This window comes from Streptosporangium amethystogenes subsp. fukuiense (genome assembly GCF_042665875.1).
In the GTDB taxonomy this organism is placed as follows: domain Bacteria; phylum Actinomycetota; class Actinomycetes; order Streptosporangiales; family Streptosporangiaceae; genus Streptosporangium; species Streptosporangium fukuiense.
Genome location: NZ_JBHTEE010000001.1, coordinates 3,403,884 through 3,421,235, shown reverse-complemented (window position 1 = coordinate 3,421,235; position 17,352 = coordinate 3,403,884). Strand labels below are relative to the sequence as shown.

Genomic DNA, 17,352 nt, shown 5'->3' with positions numbered 1-17,352 from the left:
GAACCAGAGGTGGAGACGGGATTTGAACCCGTGTACACGGCTTTGCAGGCCGTTGCCTCGCCTCTCGGCCACTCCACCGAGTGGGGGATCGAAGTCCCTTCCGAGCGGAAGACGGGATTCGAACCCGCGACCCTCACCTTGGCAAGGTGATGCTCTACCACTGAGCCACTTCCGCGTGCCTCCGGGGCCTGCCCGGACTCACTGCGAGAACTCTAGCGAATACCCGGCCACTCCCCAAACCGAGCGCTACCGGTATCGTGAGATGTAAGGAGCCAGTAAGAGGTTCACCAGTTACCAAGTTCAACCTACGCGAGAGAGTGACAGCATGCGCGACAACGAGGTCGTGAACGTCGGGCCGGAGCCGCTGAGCTTCGAGCAGGTCGTCGAGGTCGCCAGGTACGGTGCCCCCGTGCGCCTCACCGACGACGCCGTGGCCGCCATGGCCGCGGCCCGCACGCGCGTGGACGAACTGGCCGAGAGCCCCACCCCCGCCTACGGCGTCTCGACCGGGTTCGGCGCCCTGGCCACCCGGCACATCGACCCGGCGCTCCGCGCGCAGCTGCAGCGATCCCTGATCCGCTCGCACGCCGCCGGGTCCGGCCCCGAGGTCGAGGTCGAGGTGACCCGCGCGATGATGCTGCTGCGCCTGCACACCCTGGCCACCGGCCACACCGGCGTCCGCCCGAAGACGGCCAAGGTGCTGGAGAGCCTGCTCAACGCGCGGATCACCCCCGTCGTGCACGAGTACGGCAGCCTCGGCTGCTCGGGCGACCTCGCGCCGCTCTCCCACGTGGCCCTCACGATCATGGGTGAGGGTGTCGTCCGGGACGCCGCCGGAGAGCGGGCCGACGCCGCGGAGGCGCTCAAGCAGGCGGGCATCGAGCCCGTCGAACTGGTGGCCAAGGAGGGGCTCGCGCTCGTCAACGGCACCGACGGCATGCTCGGCATGCTCATCCTGGCCATGGACGACCTCGCCCGCCTGTTCAGGACCGCCGACATCGGCGCGGCCATGAGCGTGGAGGCGCTGCTGGGCACCGACCGGGTCTTCGCCGCCGACCTGCAGGCCCTGCGCCCGCACCCCGGGCAGGCGGCCAGCGCCGCCAACCTCAGGGCGCTGCTCGCGGGCTCGCAGATCATGGACTCCCACCGGGACGGCACCTGCACCCGGGTCCAGGACGCCTACTCCCTGCGGTGCGCCCCGCAGGTCGCCGGTGCCGCCCGGGACACCCTGGCGCACGCCGCCTCGGTCGCCGGACGGGAGCTCGCCTCGGCGATCGACAACCCGGTGGTTCTGGCCGACGGCCGGGTGGAGTCCAACGGCAACTTCCACGGCGCCCCCGTCGGCTACGTGCTCGACTTCCTGGCCATCGCGGTCGCGGACATGGCGAGCATCTCCGAACGCCGCACCGACCGCATGCTGGACGTGGCACGCAGCCACGGCCTACCGGCCTTCCTCGCCGACGATCCCGGCGTCGACTCCGGTCACATGATCGCCCAGTACACCCAGGCGGCGGTGGTCTCCGAGCTCAAGCGCCTGGCCGTGCCCGCGAGCGTCGACTCGATCCCGAGCTCCGCCATGCAGGAGGACCACGTCTCCATGGGCTGGTCGGCCGCGCGCAAGCTGCGCCGCTCGGTGGACGGCCTCACCCGGGTGCTCGCGGTGGAGATCCTCACCGCCGCGCGGGCCCTGGACCTGCGCGCCCCGCTGCGGCCCGCCCCGGCGACCGGAGCCGTGGTGGCCGCCCTGCGCCAGGCCGTCCCCGGCCCGGGACCCGACCGCTTCCTCGCACCGGAGATCGAGGCGGTGGTGGGGCTCGTCGCGGGCAACGCGGTCGTCGCCGCCGCCGAGACGGTCACCGGCCCCCTGGCCTAGTACCGTCCCGCCGGGACGGCGGCGATCACGTCCACCTCGATGAGCAGCCCGGGCGAGAACAGCCGTGACACCTCCACCGTCGTGCTGGCCGGGGGCTCGCCGGTGATGAGGCGCCCGCGCACGGCCGCGTACTCCGGCAGCAGTGACATGTCTGTCAGGTAGGTCCGGATGTGGGTCACGTCGTCGAACGTGCAGCCCTGGTCGGCGAGGACGCGGGACAGCTGGTCCATCACGTACTCGGACTGGCGGGTCATGTCCTCCTCGCCGACCACCTTCCCCTCCCCGTCCAGGGCCACCTGCCCGGAGACGAACAGCAGATCCCCCGCCCTGGTGGCGTGCGAGTAACGCCCGTTGGTGGCGGGGACCGTGGCCGGGTTTATCCTCTCCACGCCGGTACGGCCCCGCCGATCGCTCCGCTCCGTGTCCCGGGCCGCCCCCGCGGGACCGGTCGCGGTGAGGTACGCGAAGATCGCCGTCAGGTCCGCGTCGCCCAGCCCGGCCGCCGTCGCGCCGGCCAGCCGCCTCCCGGCCGCGGCGGCGAGGGTCCGGGGCCCGTGCGCGGCCAGCGCCATGTCCTTGGCGGCCAGGCCGAGGGCGTAGCGCGTCTCGTCCGGGCCGTTCTCGACGGCCGGGCGGACCCGTTCGACGAGCGCTCCCAGCGGTGTGCCGCCGAGCACGTCCAGCAGCGTCCCGGTGTCCACTCCGGTCGCCTCCGCGTGGGCGACGGTCTCGGCGAGCAGCACCTGGGCGGGCACCAGCGCGCTCATCACGGCCAGCTTCATCGCCGCGCCCGCGCCCGGGCCGCCCACCTTGCGCACCCGGCCGAACACCTCCAGCGCCTTCCGGCAGCGGGCCAGATCCTGGGCGAGCCCGCCGGCCAGCACCGTCAGCGTGCCGTCCCCGGCGGGCTCCACGCTGCCCAGGACCGGCGCGTCGACCAGTCCCACCCCGGGGGGAAGCAGGTCGCGGAGCCCGGCCACCGCCTCGGGGCCGATCGTGGACATCTCCACGACCACGGTCCCGGCCCGCAGCCCCGGCGCCGCGTCCGAGAGCACCCGCCGCACCACCGCCGGGTCGCTGAGCATCGTGATCACTAGTTCCGCGCCCGCCACCGCCGTCGCCGGTGAGGTCGCCGCGGCGGCCCCCTCGACCACGCGGGGGGTGCGGTTCCACACCGTCACCTCGTGCCCGGCCGCCACGAGCCGCCGGGCCATCAGGGCGCCCATACGCCCCAGACCAAGAAAAGAAATCACGCGCCTCACGCTAGGGGGCCGATAAGGCATTCCACCAGCGACTAGATTGCATGTAAGCCATGCGAAGGGGGAATGTGTTCGACATCGAAGGGCTCCGCCTGCTGGACACCGTGGCCCGCACCGGGTCTTTCACCGCGGCCGCCGCCAGGCTCAGCTACACCCAGTCCGCGGTCTCCCGGCGCATCGCCGCGCTCGAACACCGCGCGGGCGGACCGCTGTTCGAGCGGCTGCCGCGCGGGGTGCGGCTGACGCCCGCCGGCGAGGCGCTGCATCACCACGCCCAGGTGGTGCTGAACCAGCTGACCAGGGCGGAGGAGGAACTGGCCGGCATTCACGGCGGCTACCGGGGGCGGCTGCGGGTGGGCGCGTTCGCCACCGCCAACGTCGCGCTCGTGCCGGGTGCCCTGCGCGAGTTCCGCGAGGAGTTCCCCGAGGTCGAACTCGTCCCGATCGAGGGGCCCAGCCGCAGCCTGCTGCGCCGCATGCGAGAAGGCGGCCTGGATGTCGCGGTGGTCAGTGACCATCCCGCCGAACCGCCCCGCCAGGAGGAGGTGGAGATGGTCCAGCTGGCCGACGACGAGCTGTTCGTCGCGCTCCGTCGTGACCACCGGCTGGCCGGGGAGGAGGTCGTCGACCTGCGCGAGCTGCGGGAGGAGACCTGGATCGAGGCCTCTCCGCCGGGCCAGGCCACCGCTCTCGCCGCGGCCTGTGCCAGGGCCGGGTTCACTCCCCGCGCCTCGGTCAGGATCAGCGAGTGGACGGGTAAGTTCGGGTTCGTCGCGGCCGGGCTCGGCATCACGCTGGTGCCCGCCATCGCCGCGCACGCCGTACCACCCGATCTGGTGCTCCGCTCCCTCGGCGAGCTCGCCCCCCGCAGGGCCGTTTACGCGGCCCTGCCGCCCGTCCCGCTGCCCGCTGCCCGCACCCTGGTGCGTCTGTTGATCGGACAAGCGAGACAATAGGGAAGTGCATGACTCTTTTGCGCATGTCACTGGATATCTGGCCACGGGGCTCCGAGATGTCACCACCGACCTGACCGCTCTGGACGGCGAGGGGTGGTGGGCCGTCGTGGTCGACTACGAGGGCAAGGTGACGTGCGCCAGGTTCGACGACGTCCGTCAGGCCCCGCTGCCCGTGCCGCGCGGCCCCTGGCGCGGGCCGCACCCGTCGTCGTGGCGCAGCTCCCTGGACCGGGCCGGGTACGAGGACGGCGTGCGGCGCATCCGCTCGTACATCGAGCGTGGCGAGGTCTACCAGGCCAACCTGTGCCGGGTGCTGAACGCGCCGCTGCCCGCGGGAGGGGAGGCGGACCCGCTGGCCCTGGCCGTACGGCTGGCGGAGGGCAACCCCGCCCCCTACGCCGCGACGGTGAGCCTGCCGGGACTGAGCGTCGTGTCGGCCTCTCCCGAGCTCTACCTGTCCAGGGACGGCGACGTGGTCGAGTCCAGGCCGATCAAGGGGACCGGAGTCACCGAGGAGGACCTGCAGGAGAAGGACTACGCGGAGAACGTGATGATCGTCGATCTCGTCCGCAACGACCTGGGCAGGGTCGCCGAGGTCGGTTCGGTGAGCGTGCCCGCCCTGTGCGAGGTGGAGGAGCATCCCGGTCTCGTGCACCTGGTCTCCACGGTCAGGGCGCGGCTCGCGCCGGGATGCGGGTGGCCCGAGCTGTTCGGCGCGACCTTCCCGCCGGGGTCGGTGACCGGGGCCCCGAAATCCTCGGCCCTGCGTATCATCGATGAGCTCGAACCCGAGCCGCGCGGGCCGTACTGTGGGACCGTGGGCTGGGTCGACGCCGACCGGCGACGGGCGTCGCTGGCCGTGGGGATCCGCACGTTCTGGCTGTCGTCCGGTGAGATCCGTTTCGGCACGGGCGCGGGCATAACCTGGGGGAGCGACCCGCGCCGCGAATGGGACGAGACCGAGCTGAAGGCATCCCGGCTCGTCGCACTGGCATCGACATCAGGTTCAGAAGGAGTCGCGTCAACGACCCCCTCCTGAAGGAGGGGGCTTGAGGTGCAGCGATGCGCTTGACAAGCCCCGCGTTGACCAGCCCTGGCCGTCAGCTCAAGGAGGTGCGTTTTGATGGCCACGTTGAACACGAGATCGCAGACCGACCTTGGGGTGCTTCCTCAGCCCCAGGCTCTCGAATCCGTGGGAGCAGACACGCCCGAGGGTGGGCACGAAACGGCTCACGGACACCGCCGCCAGGCGGTACCTGGTGTTCAACCTGGGCGAGGGGAGATCGAACCGACCGGCACCCGGTCTGCTCGGCGTCACCCCGAGGACGCTTCGGCGTCCGAGGGAGCGAACCGTGAGGTTCACCCCGTCGTGTTCGTCTTGGACAGGCATGGCGACCCGCTCGATCCCTGCCATCCCGCCCGTGCCCGTCGCCTGCTGGCGGCCGGGCGGGCGGTGGTGGTGCGTCACACCCCGTTCGTCATCCGTCTCAAGGACCGGTCGGTGGCCGATTCCACCGTGGCAGGCGTGCAGGTCGGTATCGACCCCGGCTCCAAGCACACCGGCCTGGCCGTGTTCACCGACCGCGACGGGAGCCGGGCCGGACGGTACGCGATCCAACTCGACCACCGAGGCGGAGCGATCCTCGACAGGCTCGCCGCGCGGGCCGCACTGCGCCGGGGCCGCCGGGGGCGGAACCTGCGCCACCGCGCCCCCCGGTTCCTCAACCGCACCAAACCGACAGGGTGGCTCGCGCCGTCGCTGCAACACCGCGTCGAGACCACCCTGTCGCAGGTGGCGCGGCTGACCCGGTGGGCGCCCGTCAGCGCCATCCACGTGGAGAAGGTCTCCTTCGACACCCACGCCCTATCGGCCGGGCGACCGCTCGAAGGAGCCGAATACCAGCAGGGCACCCTCGCCGGGTACGAGGTCCGCGAATACCTGCTGGCCAAATGGGGGCGCACCTGCGCCTACTGCGGCGCGAGCGGCGTACCGCTCAACCTCGACCACATCCACCCCCGCAGCCGGGGCGGCTCGGACCGGATCAGCAACCTCACCCTGGCCTGCATCGGCTGCAACCAGACCAAGAACGCCACCCCCGTGCAGGAATTCCTCAAGGATAAGCCCGCCCTTCTCGCGAAGATCCTCAAGCAGGCCAAAGCGCCGCTGCACGACGCCGCCGCCGTCAACGCCACCCGCTGGGCGCTGTGGCGGGCCCTGGAAGCGACCGGCCTGCCCGTTCACACCGCCTCCGGCGGCCGCACGAAGTGGAACCGCTTCCGCACCGGCGCCGCCAAGTCCCACACGTTGGACGCGCTGCACGTCGGCCACCTGGAGACCGTGACCGCCTGGCCGTCGGCGGTCCTGGTGGTCAAGGCGACCGGGCGCGGCACCTACTGCCGTACCCGCACCGACCGCTACGGCTTCCCCCGCCTGCGACTGCCCCGGACCAAGCACGTCAAGGGGTTCGCCACCGGCGACCTGGTCCGCGCGACCGTCCCGACCGGCAAGAAGGCCGGAGTCCACACCGGACGGGTCGCGGTCCGCAGCACCGGCAGTTTCAACATCACCACCCGGCACGGCACCGTGCAGGGCATCGGCCACCGCCACGTCCGACTGCTCCAACGAGCAGACGGCTACGGCTACACAACCCACCCGGAAACGCGGCAAGGTGCCGCGTTTCCTCCCCCGCCTGAAGGCGGGGATATCCACGCTGGAGGTACCTGATGAAGACACCTGTATGGCTCAACGGGGAACTCGTCTCTCCGGATCAGGCCGCCGTCTCGGTTTTCGATCATGGTTTGATGGTCGGGGACGGGGTGTTCGAGACCATCAAGTGCGTGAACGGCACCACGTTCGCGCTCACCCGCCACCTTGACCGGCTCACGCTCTCGGCGCGGCGTATGGAACTGCCCGATCCCGACACCGACGCTATCGCCGCCGGGATCCGTGCCTGCCTGGCCGAAGCCCCGCCGTGGCGGCTCGGCCGCGTCCGGGTCACCTACACCAGCGGCCCGGGGCCGCTCGGCTCGGACCGGGGCGACCAGGGTTGCACGACCGTGGTGATCGTCGACGAGCAGAAGCCGTTCCCGGCCACCGCCGACGTCACGGTCGTGCCCTGGCCGCGCAACGAGCGAGGTGCGCTCGCCGGGGTGAAGAGCACCTCCTACGGTGACAACGCCAGGGCGCTGTTCTACGCCAAGGCCGCCGGCGGCGGTGAGGCGATCTTCGAGAACACCGCGGGAGACCTCTGCGAGGGCACCGGCAGCAACGTCTTCATCGTGCGTGACGGCCGGCTGGTCACCCCCACGCTCGCCTCGGGCTGCCTGGCCGGGGTCACCCGCGCGCTCGCGCTGGAGTGGTGCGGGGGAACCGAGGAGGACGTCCCGCTCTCGGCCCTGTACGAGGCGGACGAGGCGTTCCTGACCTCCACCACCCGTGACATCCAGCCGATCCGCGCGGTCGACCGGACCGTGCTGCCCGCCGCGCCCGGCCCGATCACCGCCAAGGCCATGCAGGTCTTCGCCGAGCGCTCCGCCGCCGACCTCAACCCCTGAGGCCCGGGGTTTCCGATTCCGGCGAGGGCGCACCCTCGCCGGAAGACCGGTCGCCCGGCGATCACGGATCGGCTAGTAGGACACCTGGGTCTGCGCGTTCAGCTCCTTGAGCCTGACCTTGGCGGCGGGGTCGGTCAGCGGGTCGTCGATGCGGAGCACGTCCAGGCCCCTGGTGATGTCACTGGAGTAGATGTGGCCGTTGTAGTAGTACGCCGACCACGAGCCGCCGACTCCCGAAATCGGGCCCCGCTCGAAGAAGCCGATCTCCCGAGGGCTGGCCGCGTCGGTGAAGTCCCAGATGGACACCCCGCCCTGGTACCAGGCCTGGACCATGATGTCCTTTCCCGGCACAGGTAGCAGCGACCCGTTGTGCGCGACGCAGTTCTCGTCAAACGCCTGCTCCCTCGGGATCTTGAAGTAGCCGCGGAGCGTGAGCCTGCGGTCCTTGCCGAGGTCGTACACGGCGCTGGCGCCCTTGGTCTTCGGGGTGCCGGAGTCGCAGGTCGCCCCCAGGCCGCCGCCCAGCTCGTCGCCGAAGACGACCTTGGTGGCGTCGTTGTTGAACGTCGCCGAGTGCCAGATGGCGAAGTTCTCCTTGTCGCTCACGTGCTGGAGCACCTTGGGGTTGGCCCGGTCGGCGATGTCCAGCAGGACCCCGTCGCCGAAGCAGGCCGCGGCGGCCAGGTTCTTCTCGGGGTAGGCCGTGATGTCGTGGCAGCCGCCGAGGCCGTCCTCGCCGGGCTTGTCGGAGAGCACCGGCTGTGAGATCACCTTGGCGGTCTGGGGAGCCTCGACGGGCACCTCGACCACGGAGATCTTGTTGTACGGCGCCGGGCAGGTCGTCGACTGCGGCTCGGGCCCCGGGGAGGAGATGTAGAGGTAGACCCTGTCGGCGTTCTCGCCGGGGACGAGGGTGTGGGTGTGCGAGCCGCAGTCGGTACGGACCGCCGAGACGAACCTGGGATGGGATTTGTCCGCGATGTCGAAGATCCGGATGCCCTCCCAGCTGTCCGACTCCGGATTGCCGCGCTGGGCGTCGCACTCCGGGCCGACCCGGACGGAGTCGATCGACAGGAACAGCAGGTTCCCGCTCACCGAGATGTCGTTCTGCTCGCCGGGGCAGAGCACCCGGCTGACCACCGAGGGGCGGGAGGGATCGGAGATGTCGAAGACGCTGAAGCCGTCGAAGTTGCCGACGAACGCGTAGTCGCCCTGGAAGGCCAGGTCGGTGCCCCACGCCTGGGGCCCGTTGAGCGGAGCGCCGAGCGGCACGTTGGCCAGGTGCGTGACGTTGTCGCTGTGAGTGCCGTCCCCTGAGATCCCGGGGGAGGGGGTCTCCACCGTCTGTTCAGTGTTCCGCGAGGCGGCCGCGGGCGGTGGGGCCTGGGGTGTCGGATCCGCCCCACACCCGGCCACAAGAAGTAGCGCGGCCAGGCCGAACGCCATGGTCGATCGCACGGTGCCCCCATTACGTCGGTCCACTTGCCCCATTATTGAAGCTATGCGGAGGATTCGTATGCCGAGTCAGATTATCGCGGTGATCATGGCGATATCGGTTCTTGGCGGATGCGCGGAGGCGGCGCAGCGAGGACCGGCACCGCTCGTCGCGGAGACCGGCGCGCCGGTGATAATCCCGGGTGGCCCCGGCGAGGCGGGTCGTACGGCGCGGCCGGGCGAGAATCTCGGGGAGTCCGAGGCCAGGGTCACGGCGGCCGACGTGAGGTTCGCCGAAGGCATGATCCCGCACCACCGGCAGGCACTGGAGATGGCGGAGCTGGTCCCGGCCAGGTCGTCCTCGCCGGTCCTGCGGAAGCTCGCCGAGCGGATCACCGCGGCGCAGCGGCCGGAGATCGCGGCCATGACGTCGTGGCTGGAGGCGGTCGGCCGGGCGCCGCAGGGGCACGAGGGGCATGACGAGCACGCCGTCACGCTGGAGGAGATGAACCGGCTCAGGGGGGCCAGGGGAGCGGCCTTCGACACGCTCTTCCTGACCCTCATGATCACTCACCACGAGGCGGCGGTCACGATGGCCGGGCTCCAGCTCCGCGAGGGCGCCGACCGGGCCATGCTGGCCGTCGCCAAGGACGTCGTCTCGGGCCAGGGCATCGAGATCGCCCGGATGCGGCGCCTGCTCAGGCCCGCGGCGTAGGCCGAGGCCCCGCGGGGGGGAGAGCCGGGTCAGGAACTCCAGAGCATGTTGCTGAGCTCGGCGTCCAGATCCATGAAGTCGGTCTCGCGGCCCGCGGGCACCAGCTCGTACGTTCGGTGCAGGAACTCCGTGAGCGGAGCCAGCGGCACCTCGAACAGCGCCTGTCCGAACGGCGAGGTGAGGCTGATGTGCAGCGTGCGCTCGCCGTCGGCGCGCGCCGGCCACACCTGCACGTCACCGTCGCCCACCCGCCGCACGATGCCGACGGTCAGCAACTCGCGGGCGAAGATCCACTCGACCGGCTCGTCGTTCCCCACGTGGAAGGCCATTCTGATCGCGTAAGGATCATCGGCCGTGTAGCTGAGTCCGGCAAGCAGGGGGACGGTGGTACGGTCGGGGACCACAAGCCGAAGGCCTAGCTCGGCAGAGACGGTGGCGCTGTTCATCGTCAGCCAAACCTTTTCGTCGTCGGTCCCCTCTTCGGGGCTTTCACTGCTCTCAAGCGGGCTTCGCTCCGCATGAGCCATCACGCGGAACAAAGAAACCTGTAGGAAAGATTCCGCCTCTGCGCCCTTCTGTAACGCACATCACAGCGCGACATTTGGGCATCTACCGGGCTAAACATCACCAACAGGGCCGTATTTGCAAGGGTTTTGCGTCTCGTTTTGGTCACCGTCGACTCCCTGGCGGGGCGTCTCGGGTGATTCGGGTCGAGCCCGGGTCGTTCGGTGCTTCTGTGGATCAGGACGATGCTATGACACCGTAGCCCCCCGTCGGATGCATCCTCAGAGCTTTGCCTCCCTGGCGCGTCATCTCTCAAGATCAACTTAGTGGCGGACACCGCTTCGCGGGCACTCCCGAATTGCTGTATGGTTTTCCACGTCGGCACCGCGAGGAGCCGGACAGGGCGGGCGATTAGCTCAGCGGGAGAGCGCTTCGTTCACACCGAAGAGGTCACTGGTTCGATCCCAGTATCGCCCACACTAGCAAGACGCAGATCAAGGCCCCCCGGTTGACGCCGATCGGGGGGCCTTCGTCTGTCCACAGGGGCGCCGCGCGACCGGCTGGGCGACTCCGCCTCCGGCGGTGCCAGGGAAGATCCGATCCATCGCCGCCGCACCCTTCGGCGGCACCGGTCAAGGGCGTAACCTGCCACACCTTCGTCGGCGCGGTCGGCCGCGGGAAGATGCGCCCCTCCCTCGTCGGAGGGGCCGCACCCGTCCCTTCGCCGCTCGGGCGGGGGTTGTTTCGCGTGTCGGTCAGACCACGGTGCAGGGGACGCCGTTGAGGGTGAAGGCGGTCGGTTCGGCGGTGTCGCCGGTGTGGGTGGCCTGGAAGCCGATGTCGATGGTGGCCCCGGGGGCGAGCGTGCCGTTGTAGCCGACGTTGCGGGCGCTCACCTGGCCGCTGGAGGGGGTGTAGGTGGCGTTCCAGCCCGAGGTGATGGTCTGGCCGGGGGGCAGGGTGAAGCCCAGCGTCCAGCCGTTGATCGTCGAGGTCCCGGTGTTGGTGATGCTGATGCCGGCGGTGAAGCCGTTGTTCCAGGAGCTCGTCGTGTAGGCCACCCGGCACAGGCCGGTGCCACCACTGGGCGACGGGCTGGGCGAGGGGCCGGAGCTCACGCCGGTCACGAAGGTCATCATGCTTCGGGCGGGAAGCGTGACGGTGAGGGAGCCGTTCGACACGCCGGTCGTTCCCTGGGGCGCAACGTTCCTGCTCGCGTCGGTCAGCCAGGACGAGACACCGGACGCGGTGCTGTTCGCCAGGGTGAACTGCTGGCTCACCGCGGAGGTGCCCTTGTTGACGGCGACGATGACGACCGTGGAGTCGCCGCCCCGGTACGCCGAGACGTAGACGTTCGACGCCGGGTTCGCCGTCGCTTCGATCCGCACATATCCGGGGCGGACGAACCTGGCGAAGTGCGCCATGATGGCGCCGCGCTTGCTGATCTGGCCGTCCTCCCGCATGGGGCCGTAGCCACGCCGGATGTACCACCAGATGTACGCCTGGAACTCGGCGTCCACCATGGCGCGGTGGATGTGCTCCCCCACGTCGAGCGCCTGGGGCCAAAGGTCCGCCGAATCGCTGCTGTTGGGGTAGTAGACCTCGGTCATCCAGAGCTCTTTGCCCGCGCCCTTCTGCTTGAAGAGGGGATAGGGGAAGTTCGCGAACGACGTGCCGTAGAGGTGAGCCCCGATGATGTCCACATTGGCGAGCGCCGCGGAGTCGTTGAGGATCGGGTCTGAGATGTTCTTCAGGTACTGGAAGGACTCGGGCGCGATGACCCTGGTACCGATCGAACCGGCGTTCTCCCTCAGGAACCGGACCAGCTCGGCGGGAGTCCACCACGTCCAGTCATGCGCGTAATCGGGCTCGTTCTGCACCGATATGCCGTACAGGTTCACCCCGTTGTTCCGCATGAAGTCGTTGAAGGCGTTCAGGTGCTGGGCGTAGGCGCCGTACATGTTGTACCTGAGGCGTTTCGCGTCGGTCTGACTGCCGCGGACGAAGGTCTCGACCATGTTGGCGGGGGGATTCCACGGCGACGCGATGACGGTGGCCCCGAGTTCGATCGCGCGCCTCGCCGTCGCCAGATCACGGCTCCAGTCCGCCTGGTTCTCGGGGACGGGGATCCGCAGCACGGAAAACCCCAGCCGGCCCTCGCCGGTGCCGAAGGCGGTGTCCCGCTGGGCGGCTGTCAGGTCGCCGATCCAGGCCGCGTGGGCCATGCCGCCGAAGCCTCGGATCGTCTGCCGCGGCGCCGACGGATCGATGACGGCCGTGGCGGCCTCGGCCTCCGAGGCCCCCAGGACCGAGGTCGTGGCCGCGAGGACCGGCAGGGCCCCCATCGTCGCCAGAACGGTTCTCCGGCTCAGCGATCCTCGCTCGCCGCTCGCGATCTCATTCTGATCTTGCGTCATGTCTTCTCCACTTGGCTGTTGGTGCCGGTCGGCGCCGGTCGCCGGCGTCGCCACGGGATGAACCTTGATCGTGTTGTCGGTGACGCTCTCCGCTTTGACCGGCCCCGGTAATTGTTAGCGTTAACATCACCTCGCGTGGACCGGCACGCGAGTGCGACGGGGGTGCGGACCGCTCAGGTGGTCACGCGGAGGGGCGACACCCCGCAGAGTGTGGTTCCGCCCTCGGCGGGGGTCAAGCGCCAAGCGGGCCCGCGGGCGGGCGAGCTGCGGGAACGTCTCGCCGGAGGGTGAAATTTTCAAGGTCGGGAATCCGCGCCTCGCGTCGACTCCGCTGTCGAGGACCGGCCGCAGGTCCGCGACGGGTGAGACGGGTTTCCGGCAGGGCGGGTCGTGCCCGGCGCCCGCGCGTCGGAGGCCGGTCCTCGGGGGCGGCTCCGCCTTTCCGGCCGCGGCCGCCCGAGGCGTCTCCCGCTCCGGGCTCGCCGTGCCGGCTCTTCCCCGCGGGTCCATGGGTGTTTTTCGCGCGGGGAAGAGGGGCCCGTGGGCCCCGGGGTAAGGGGGCGCACCCGGGACGGCAGGGCGAAGTAAGCCGTCCTTCTCGGCCCGTTGACGCGGCCGTAGCACGTATGTAACCTTTGGCCAACGCAATGCAAGAATATTGCAAAGTCCTGTTAAATTTTCTCTCTTCTTCGCAACTTCCGCTAGTGATGCGCCGCGCCACGCATCCGCCGTACCCCTCCGGAAGAGCCCCGGGTGACGTCGTTCGCGGCGTCGCGCGGGCGCACACGGCGACCAGCACCCCCCAGCGACGAACGAGGCGAGCTTCGCGGACCGACCCGCCGCAGGTCACAGCGGTCGGCCCAGCGGATGTCATGGACTCCGCGCCTCGCGCCGCACGGCGGAGGCCCCGGCCTCCCATCCCGACCCTGTCGTTCCAGCCGAGAGATAGAGGAACGCGATGAGAAAGCAGTACCTGGCGTTAAGGCTGGTGGCGGCGACGGCCGCGACCAGTCTGCTCGTCCTGGCCGGGGCGGTCACACCCGCCGCGGCGGCCGGCCCCAACCTCGCGGTGGGCAAAGCGGCCTCGTCAAGCAGCACCACCGCCCCCTACGGCGCGGCCAACGCCACCGACGGCGATGCCAACACCTACTGGGAGAGCGGCAACAACACCTTCCCGCAGTGGCTCCAGGTGGACCTCGGAGCCGTCACCAACGTGGACCAGATCGTCCTGAAGCTGCCCCCGGCGGCGGCCTGGGCCACCAGGACGCAGACCCTGTCGGTGCTGGCGGGCACGAGCGCCTCGCCCACCGCCACCATCGTCGGTTCCGCCGGCTACACCTTCAACCCGGCGACCGGCAACACGGTGACGATCAACTTCGCCGCGACCGCCGCCCGCTACCTCCGGCTGAACATCACCGCCAACACGGGCTGGCCGGCCGGCCAGGTCTCCGAGTTCGAGGTGTACGGCCCCACCGGCTCCGGCGGTGACACGTCGCCGCCGACCACGCCGTCGAACCTGGCCTACACCGAGCCGGGCTCCGGCCAGATCAGGCTGACCTGGGGCGCCTCGTCCGACAACGTGGGCGTGACCGGATACGACGTCTACGCCGACAACGCCCTGCGCGCCAGCGTGGCGGGCAACGTGCTGACCTACACCGACACCCAGCCGGCCACCGCGACGGTGTCCTACCACGTCAAGGCCAAGGACGCCGCGGGCAACCAGTCCGGCAACAGCAACACCGTCACCCGCACGGGCAGCACGCCACCGGGCTCCAACCTGGCCCTCGGCAAGGCGATCACCGCCTCCTCCTCGGTCTTCACCTTCGTGGCCACGAACGCCAACGACAACAACACGGCGACCTACTGGGAGGGCAACGGCGGCAGCTACCCCAACACGCTGACCGTCAGCCTGGGCGCGAACGCCACGCTCAACTCGGTCGTGCTGAAGCTGAACCCCGACAGCATCTGGGCGACGCGCACCCAGAACATCCAGGTGCTCGGACGTGAGCAGAACTCGACCTCCTTCACCAGCCTGGCGGCGGCGGCGAACCACACCTTCAATCCCGCCTCCGGCAACACGGTGACGATCCCGGTCAGCGGCTCCTACGCCGACGTCCAGCTCAGGATCACCTCCAACACCGGCGCCCCCGCCGGGCAGGTCGCCGAGTTCCAGGTCATCGGCACCCCGGCGCCGAACCCGGATCTGACGATCACCGGCCTGGCGGCGTCCCCCGCCTCCCCGGTCGAGACCGACGCGGTCACGCTGTCGGCCACGGTCAGGAACAGCGGCAACGCGGCCGCCGGCGCGACGAACGTCAACCTCTACCTGGGCGGCACCAAGGTCGGCACCGCCCCGGTCGCCGCGCTGGCCGCGGGGGCCTCGGCCACCGTCTCGGCCGGCATCGGCACCCGCGACGCCGGCAGCTACCCGCTCAGCGCCAAGGTCGACGAGGCGAACAGCGTCATCGAGCAGAACGAGTCGAACAACGACTTCTCCAGCGCCTCCCCGCTCGTGGTCAGGCCCGTCGACACCGCCGACCTGGTCGCGACGACCAGCTGGACCCCGAGCAACCCGGCGAACGGCAACGTCGTCACCTTCTCCGTGACGATCAGGAACCAGGGCACCGTGGCCTCCGCGGGCGGCGCCCACGGCATCACGCTGACCGTCGCCAACGAGGCGGGAACCGTGGTCCGCACGCTGACCGGCTCCCACACCGGGGTGATCGCGGCGGGCGCCACCACCGGCCCGGTCAACCTGGGCACCTGGACGGCGGCCAACGGCAAGTTCACCGTCAGGACGGTCCTCGCCGACGACGCCAACGAACTGCCGGTCAAGCGGGCCAACAACACGGTCACCCAGCCGTTCTTCGTCGGCCGCGGCGCCAACATGCCGTACGACATGTACGAGGCCGAGGACGCCGTCGTCGGCGGCGGGGCGGCCGTGGTCGGCCCGAGCCGTGACATCGGCACCCTGGCGGGTGAGGCGTCCGGCCGCAGGGCGGTGGCGCTGAACACGACGGGCAGCTACGTCGAGTTCACCACCAAGGCCAGCACCAACACCCTCGTCACCCGCTTCTCCATCCCCGACTCGGCGGGCGGCGGCGGCGTCGACTCGACGCTCAACGTCTACGTCGACGGCACCTTCCTCAAGGCCATCAACCTGACCTCCAAGTACGCCTGGCTGTACGGCCCCGAGGCCGGCCCGGGCAACTCGCCGAGCGCCGGCGCGCCGCGTCACATCTACGACGAGGCCGGCATGATGCTCGGGACCACCGTCCCGGCGGGCAGCAGGATCAGGCTGCAGAAGGACCCCGCCAACACCACGACGTACGCGATCGACTTCATCAACACCGAGCAGGTGTCGCCGATCGCCAACCCCGACCCCGCCAGGTACACGGTTCCCGCCGGATTCACCCACCAGGACGTGCAGAACGCGCTCGACAGGGTGCGGATGGACAACACCGGCACCCTCGTCGGCGTCTACCTGCCGCCGGGCACCTACCAGACGGCGAGCAAGTTCCAGGTCTACGGCAAGGCGGTCAAGGTGGTCGGCGCCGGTCCCTGGTACACCCAGTTCCGGGCGCCCTCGAACCAGGACAACACCGACATCGGGTTCCGGGCCGAGGGAACCGCGAACGGCTCGTCCTTCGCCAACTTCGCCTACTTCGGCAACTACACCTCGCGCATCGACGGTCCGGGCAAGGTGTTCGACTTCGCCAACGTCGCGGACGTGGTGATCGACAACATCTGGAACGAGCACATGGTCTGCCTCTACTGGGGCGCCAACACCGACCGCGTGACGATCAAGAACTCCCGCATCCGCAACATGTTCGCCGACGGCATCAACATGACCAACGGCAGCACCGACAACCTCGTCAGCAACAACGAGGCCCGTGCCACCGGTGACGACAGCTTCGCGCTGTTCTCGGCCATCGACGCCGGCGGCGCCGACATGAAGGGCAACGTCTACGAGAACCTGACCTCCATCCTGACCTGGCGGGCCGCCGGCGTCGCGGTCTACGGCGGGTACGACAACGTCTTCAGGAACATCTACATCGCCGACACGCTGGTCTACTCCGGCATCACGATCAGCTCGCTGGACTTCGGCTACCCGATGAACGGCTTCGGCGCCAGCCCGCCCACCCGGTTCGAGAACATCTCGATCGTCCGCGCCGGCGGTCACTTCTGGAACGGGCAGGTCTTCCCGGCGATCTGGCTCTTCTCCGCCTCCAAGGTCTTCCAGGGCATCCGCGTCAGCGACGTGGACATCGTGGACCCGACCTACGGCGGCATCATGTTCCAGACCAAGTACAACGGCAGCCAGCCGGAGAACCCGGTCACCGACACCATCCTCACCAACATCACGATCACCGGCGCCAAGAAGAGCGGCGACGCCTTCGACGCCAAGTCCGGCTGGGCGATCTGGGCGAACGAGATGCCCGAGCCCGGTCAGGGACCGGCGGTCGGCTCGGCGACGTTCAACAACCTCCGGATGAGCAACAACTTCCAGAACATCAGGAACACGACGTCGACCTTCACGATCAACGTCAACCCGTGAACCCGTAGCAGGAGCGGGAATGCGGCGCCGGTGCCACGGCGGCACCGGCGCCGTCCGTCCTTGTGGCCGGTTCACCCCCGG

The 17,352-nt window shown here is 69.9% G+C and carries 11 protein-coding genes and 3 tRNA genes; 8 read left to right on the top strand and 6 right to left on the bottom strand.

The features are described from left to right. Nucleotides 1-7: 7 nt before the first annotated feature. A tRNA-Cys gene (locus ACFQVD_RS14935) sits at nt 8-78 on the bottom strand. Nucleotides 79-103: 25 nt separating this feature from the next. Beyond that, nucleotides 104-175, bottom strand: a tRNA-Gly gene (locus ACFQVD_RS14930). A gap of 150 nt (nt 176-325) precedes the next feature. Here ACFQVD_RS14930 and hutH point away from each other — a divergent pair. Next, nucleotides 326-1,873 (top strand): histidine ammonia-lyase, encoded by a 1,548-nt coding sequence (gene hutH / locus ACFQVD_RS14925; RefSeq protein WP_343965182.1) that lies wholly within the window; start codon nt 326-328, stop codon nt 1,871-1,873. Here hutH and ACFQVD_RS14920 read toward each other — a convergent pair. Continuing rightward, nucleotides 1,870-3,126, bottom strand: a complete 1,257-nt coding sequence (locus ACFQVD_RS14920) for an NAD(P)-binding domain-containing protein (protein WP_343965180.1) — start codon at nt 3,124-3,126, stop codon at nt 1,870-1,872. The genes hutH and ACFQVD_RS14920 overlap by 4 nt on opposite strands. Nucleotides 3,127-3,185: 59 nt before the next feature. On the opposite strand from ACFQVD_RS14920, the gene ACFQVD_RS14915 reads away from it, so the two are divergent. The 4 genes from ACFQVD_RS14915 to ACFQVD_RS14900 all read left to right on the top strand — a co-directional run bounded on the left by ACFQVD_RS14915 (nt 3,186) and on the right by ACFQVD_RS14900 (nt 7,643). After that, on the top strand, nt 3,186-4,088 hold the full coding sequence (locus ACFQVD_RS14915; protein WP_343965178.1) for a LysR family transcriptional regulator: 903 nt from the start codon (nt 3,186-3,188) through the stop codon (nt 4,086-4,088). Between the two features lie 4 nt (nt 4,089-4,092). After that, nucleotides 4,093-5,127, top strand: coding sequence for a chorismate-binding protein (locus tag ACFQVD_RS14910; protein ID WP_343965175.1), 1,035 nt, complete (start codon nt 4,093-4,095; stop codon nt 5,125-5,127). A gap of 330 nt (nt 5,128-5,457) precedes the next feature. Next, entirely contained in the window at nt 5,458-6,813 is a 1,356-nt protein-coding gene (gene iscB, locus ACFQVD_RS14905) for an RNA-guided endonuclease IscB (protein WP_343965173.1), read from the top strand. Continuing rightward, nucleotides 6,813-7,643 (top strand): aminotransferase class IV, encoded by an 831-nt coding sequence (locus ACFQVD_RS14900; protein ID WP_343965171.1) that lies wholly within the window; start codon nt 6,813-6,815, stop codon nt 7,641-7,643. Before iscB ends, ACFQVD_RS14900 begins: the two co-directional genes overlap by 1 nt. 72 nt (nt 7,644-7,715) lie before the next feature. Here the strand turns inward: ACFQVD_RS14900 and ACFQVD_RS14895 are convergent, their stop codons facing one another. Beyond that, nucleotides 7,716-9,089: an LVIVD repeat-containing protein gene (locus tag ACFQVD_RS14895; protein ID WP_386368855.1), complete on the bottom strand. Its 1,374-nt coding sequence runs from the start codon at nt 9,087-9,089 to the stop codon at nt 7,716-7,718. Between the two features lie 70 nt (nt 9,090-9,159). Here ACFQVD_RS14895 and ACFQVD_RS14890 point away from each other — a divergent pair, with 70 nt between their 5' ends. Then, entirely contained in the window at nt 9,160-9,792 is a 633-nt protein-coding gene (locus ACFQVD_RS14890) for a DUF305 domain-containing protein (protein ID WP_343965166.1), read from the top strand. Between the two features lie 29 nt (nt 9,793-9,821). On the opposite strand, the gene ACFQVD_RS14885 is transcribed toward ACFQVD_RS14890, so the two are convergent. Next, nucleotides 9,822-10,238 carry an SsgA family sporulation/cell division regulator gene (locus ACFQVD_RS14885; RefSeq protein ID WP_012892610.1) on the bottom strand — a complete coding sequence of 139 codons (417 nt, stop codon included), beginning with the start codon at nt 10,236-10,238 and terminating at the stop codon, nt 9,822-9,824. Between the two features lie 463 nt (nt 10,239-10,701). Between ACFQVD_RS14885 and ACFQVD_RS14880 the strand changes: the two genes are divergently transcribed. Next, nucleotides 10,702-10,773 (top strand) — tRNA-Val (locus ACFQVD_RS14880). A gap of 278 nt (nt 10,774-11,051) precedes the next feature. Here the strand turns inward: ACFQVD_RS14880 and ACFQVD_RS14875 are convergent. Beyond that, nucleotides 11,052-12,713 carry a cellulose binding domain-containing protein gene (locus ACFQVD_RS14875; RefSeq protein WP_343965158.1) on the bottom strand — a complete coding sequence of 554 codons (1,662 nt, stop codon included), beginning with the start codon at nt 12,711-12,713 and terminating at the stop codon, nt 11,052-11,054. A gap of 958 nt (nt 12,714-13,671) precedes the next feature. On the opposite strand from ACFQVD_RS14875, the gene ACFQVD_RS14870 reads away from it, so the two are divergent. Further along, nucleotides 13,672-17,271 carry a discoidin domain-containing protein gene (locus ACFQVD_RS14870; protein ID WP_343965156.1) on the top strand — a complete coding sequence of 1,200 codons (3,600 nt, stop codon included), beginning with the start codon at nt 13,672-13,674 and terminating at the stop codon, nt 17,269-17,271. The last annotated feature ends 81 nt before the right edge of the window (nt 17,272-17,352 follow it).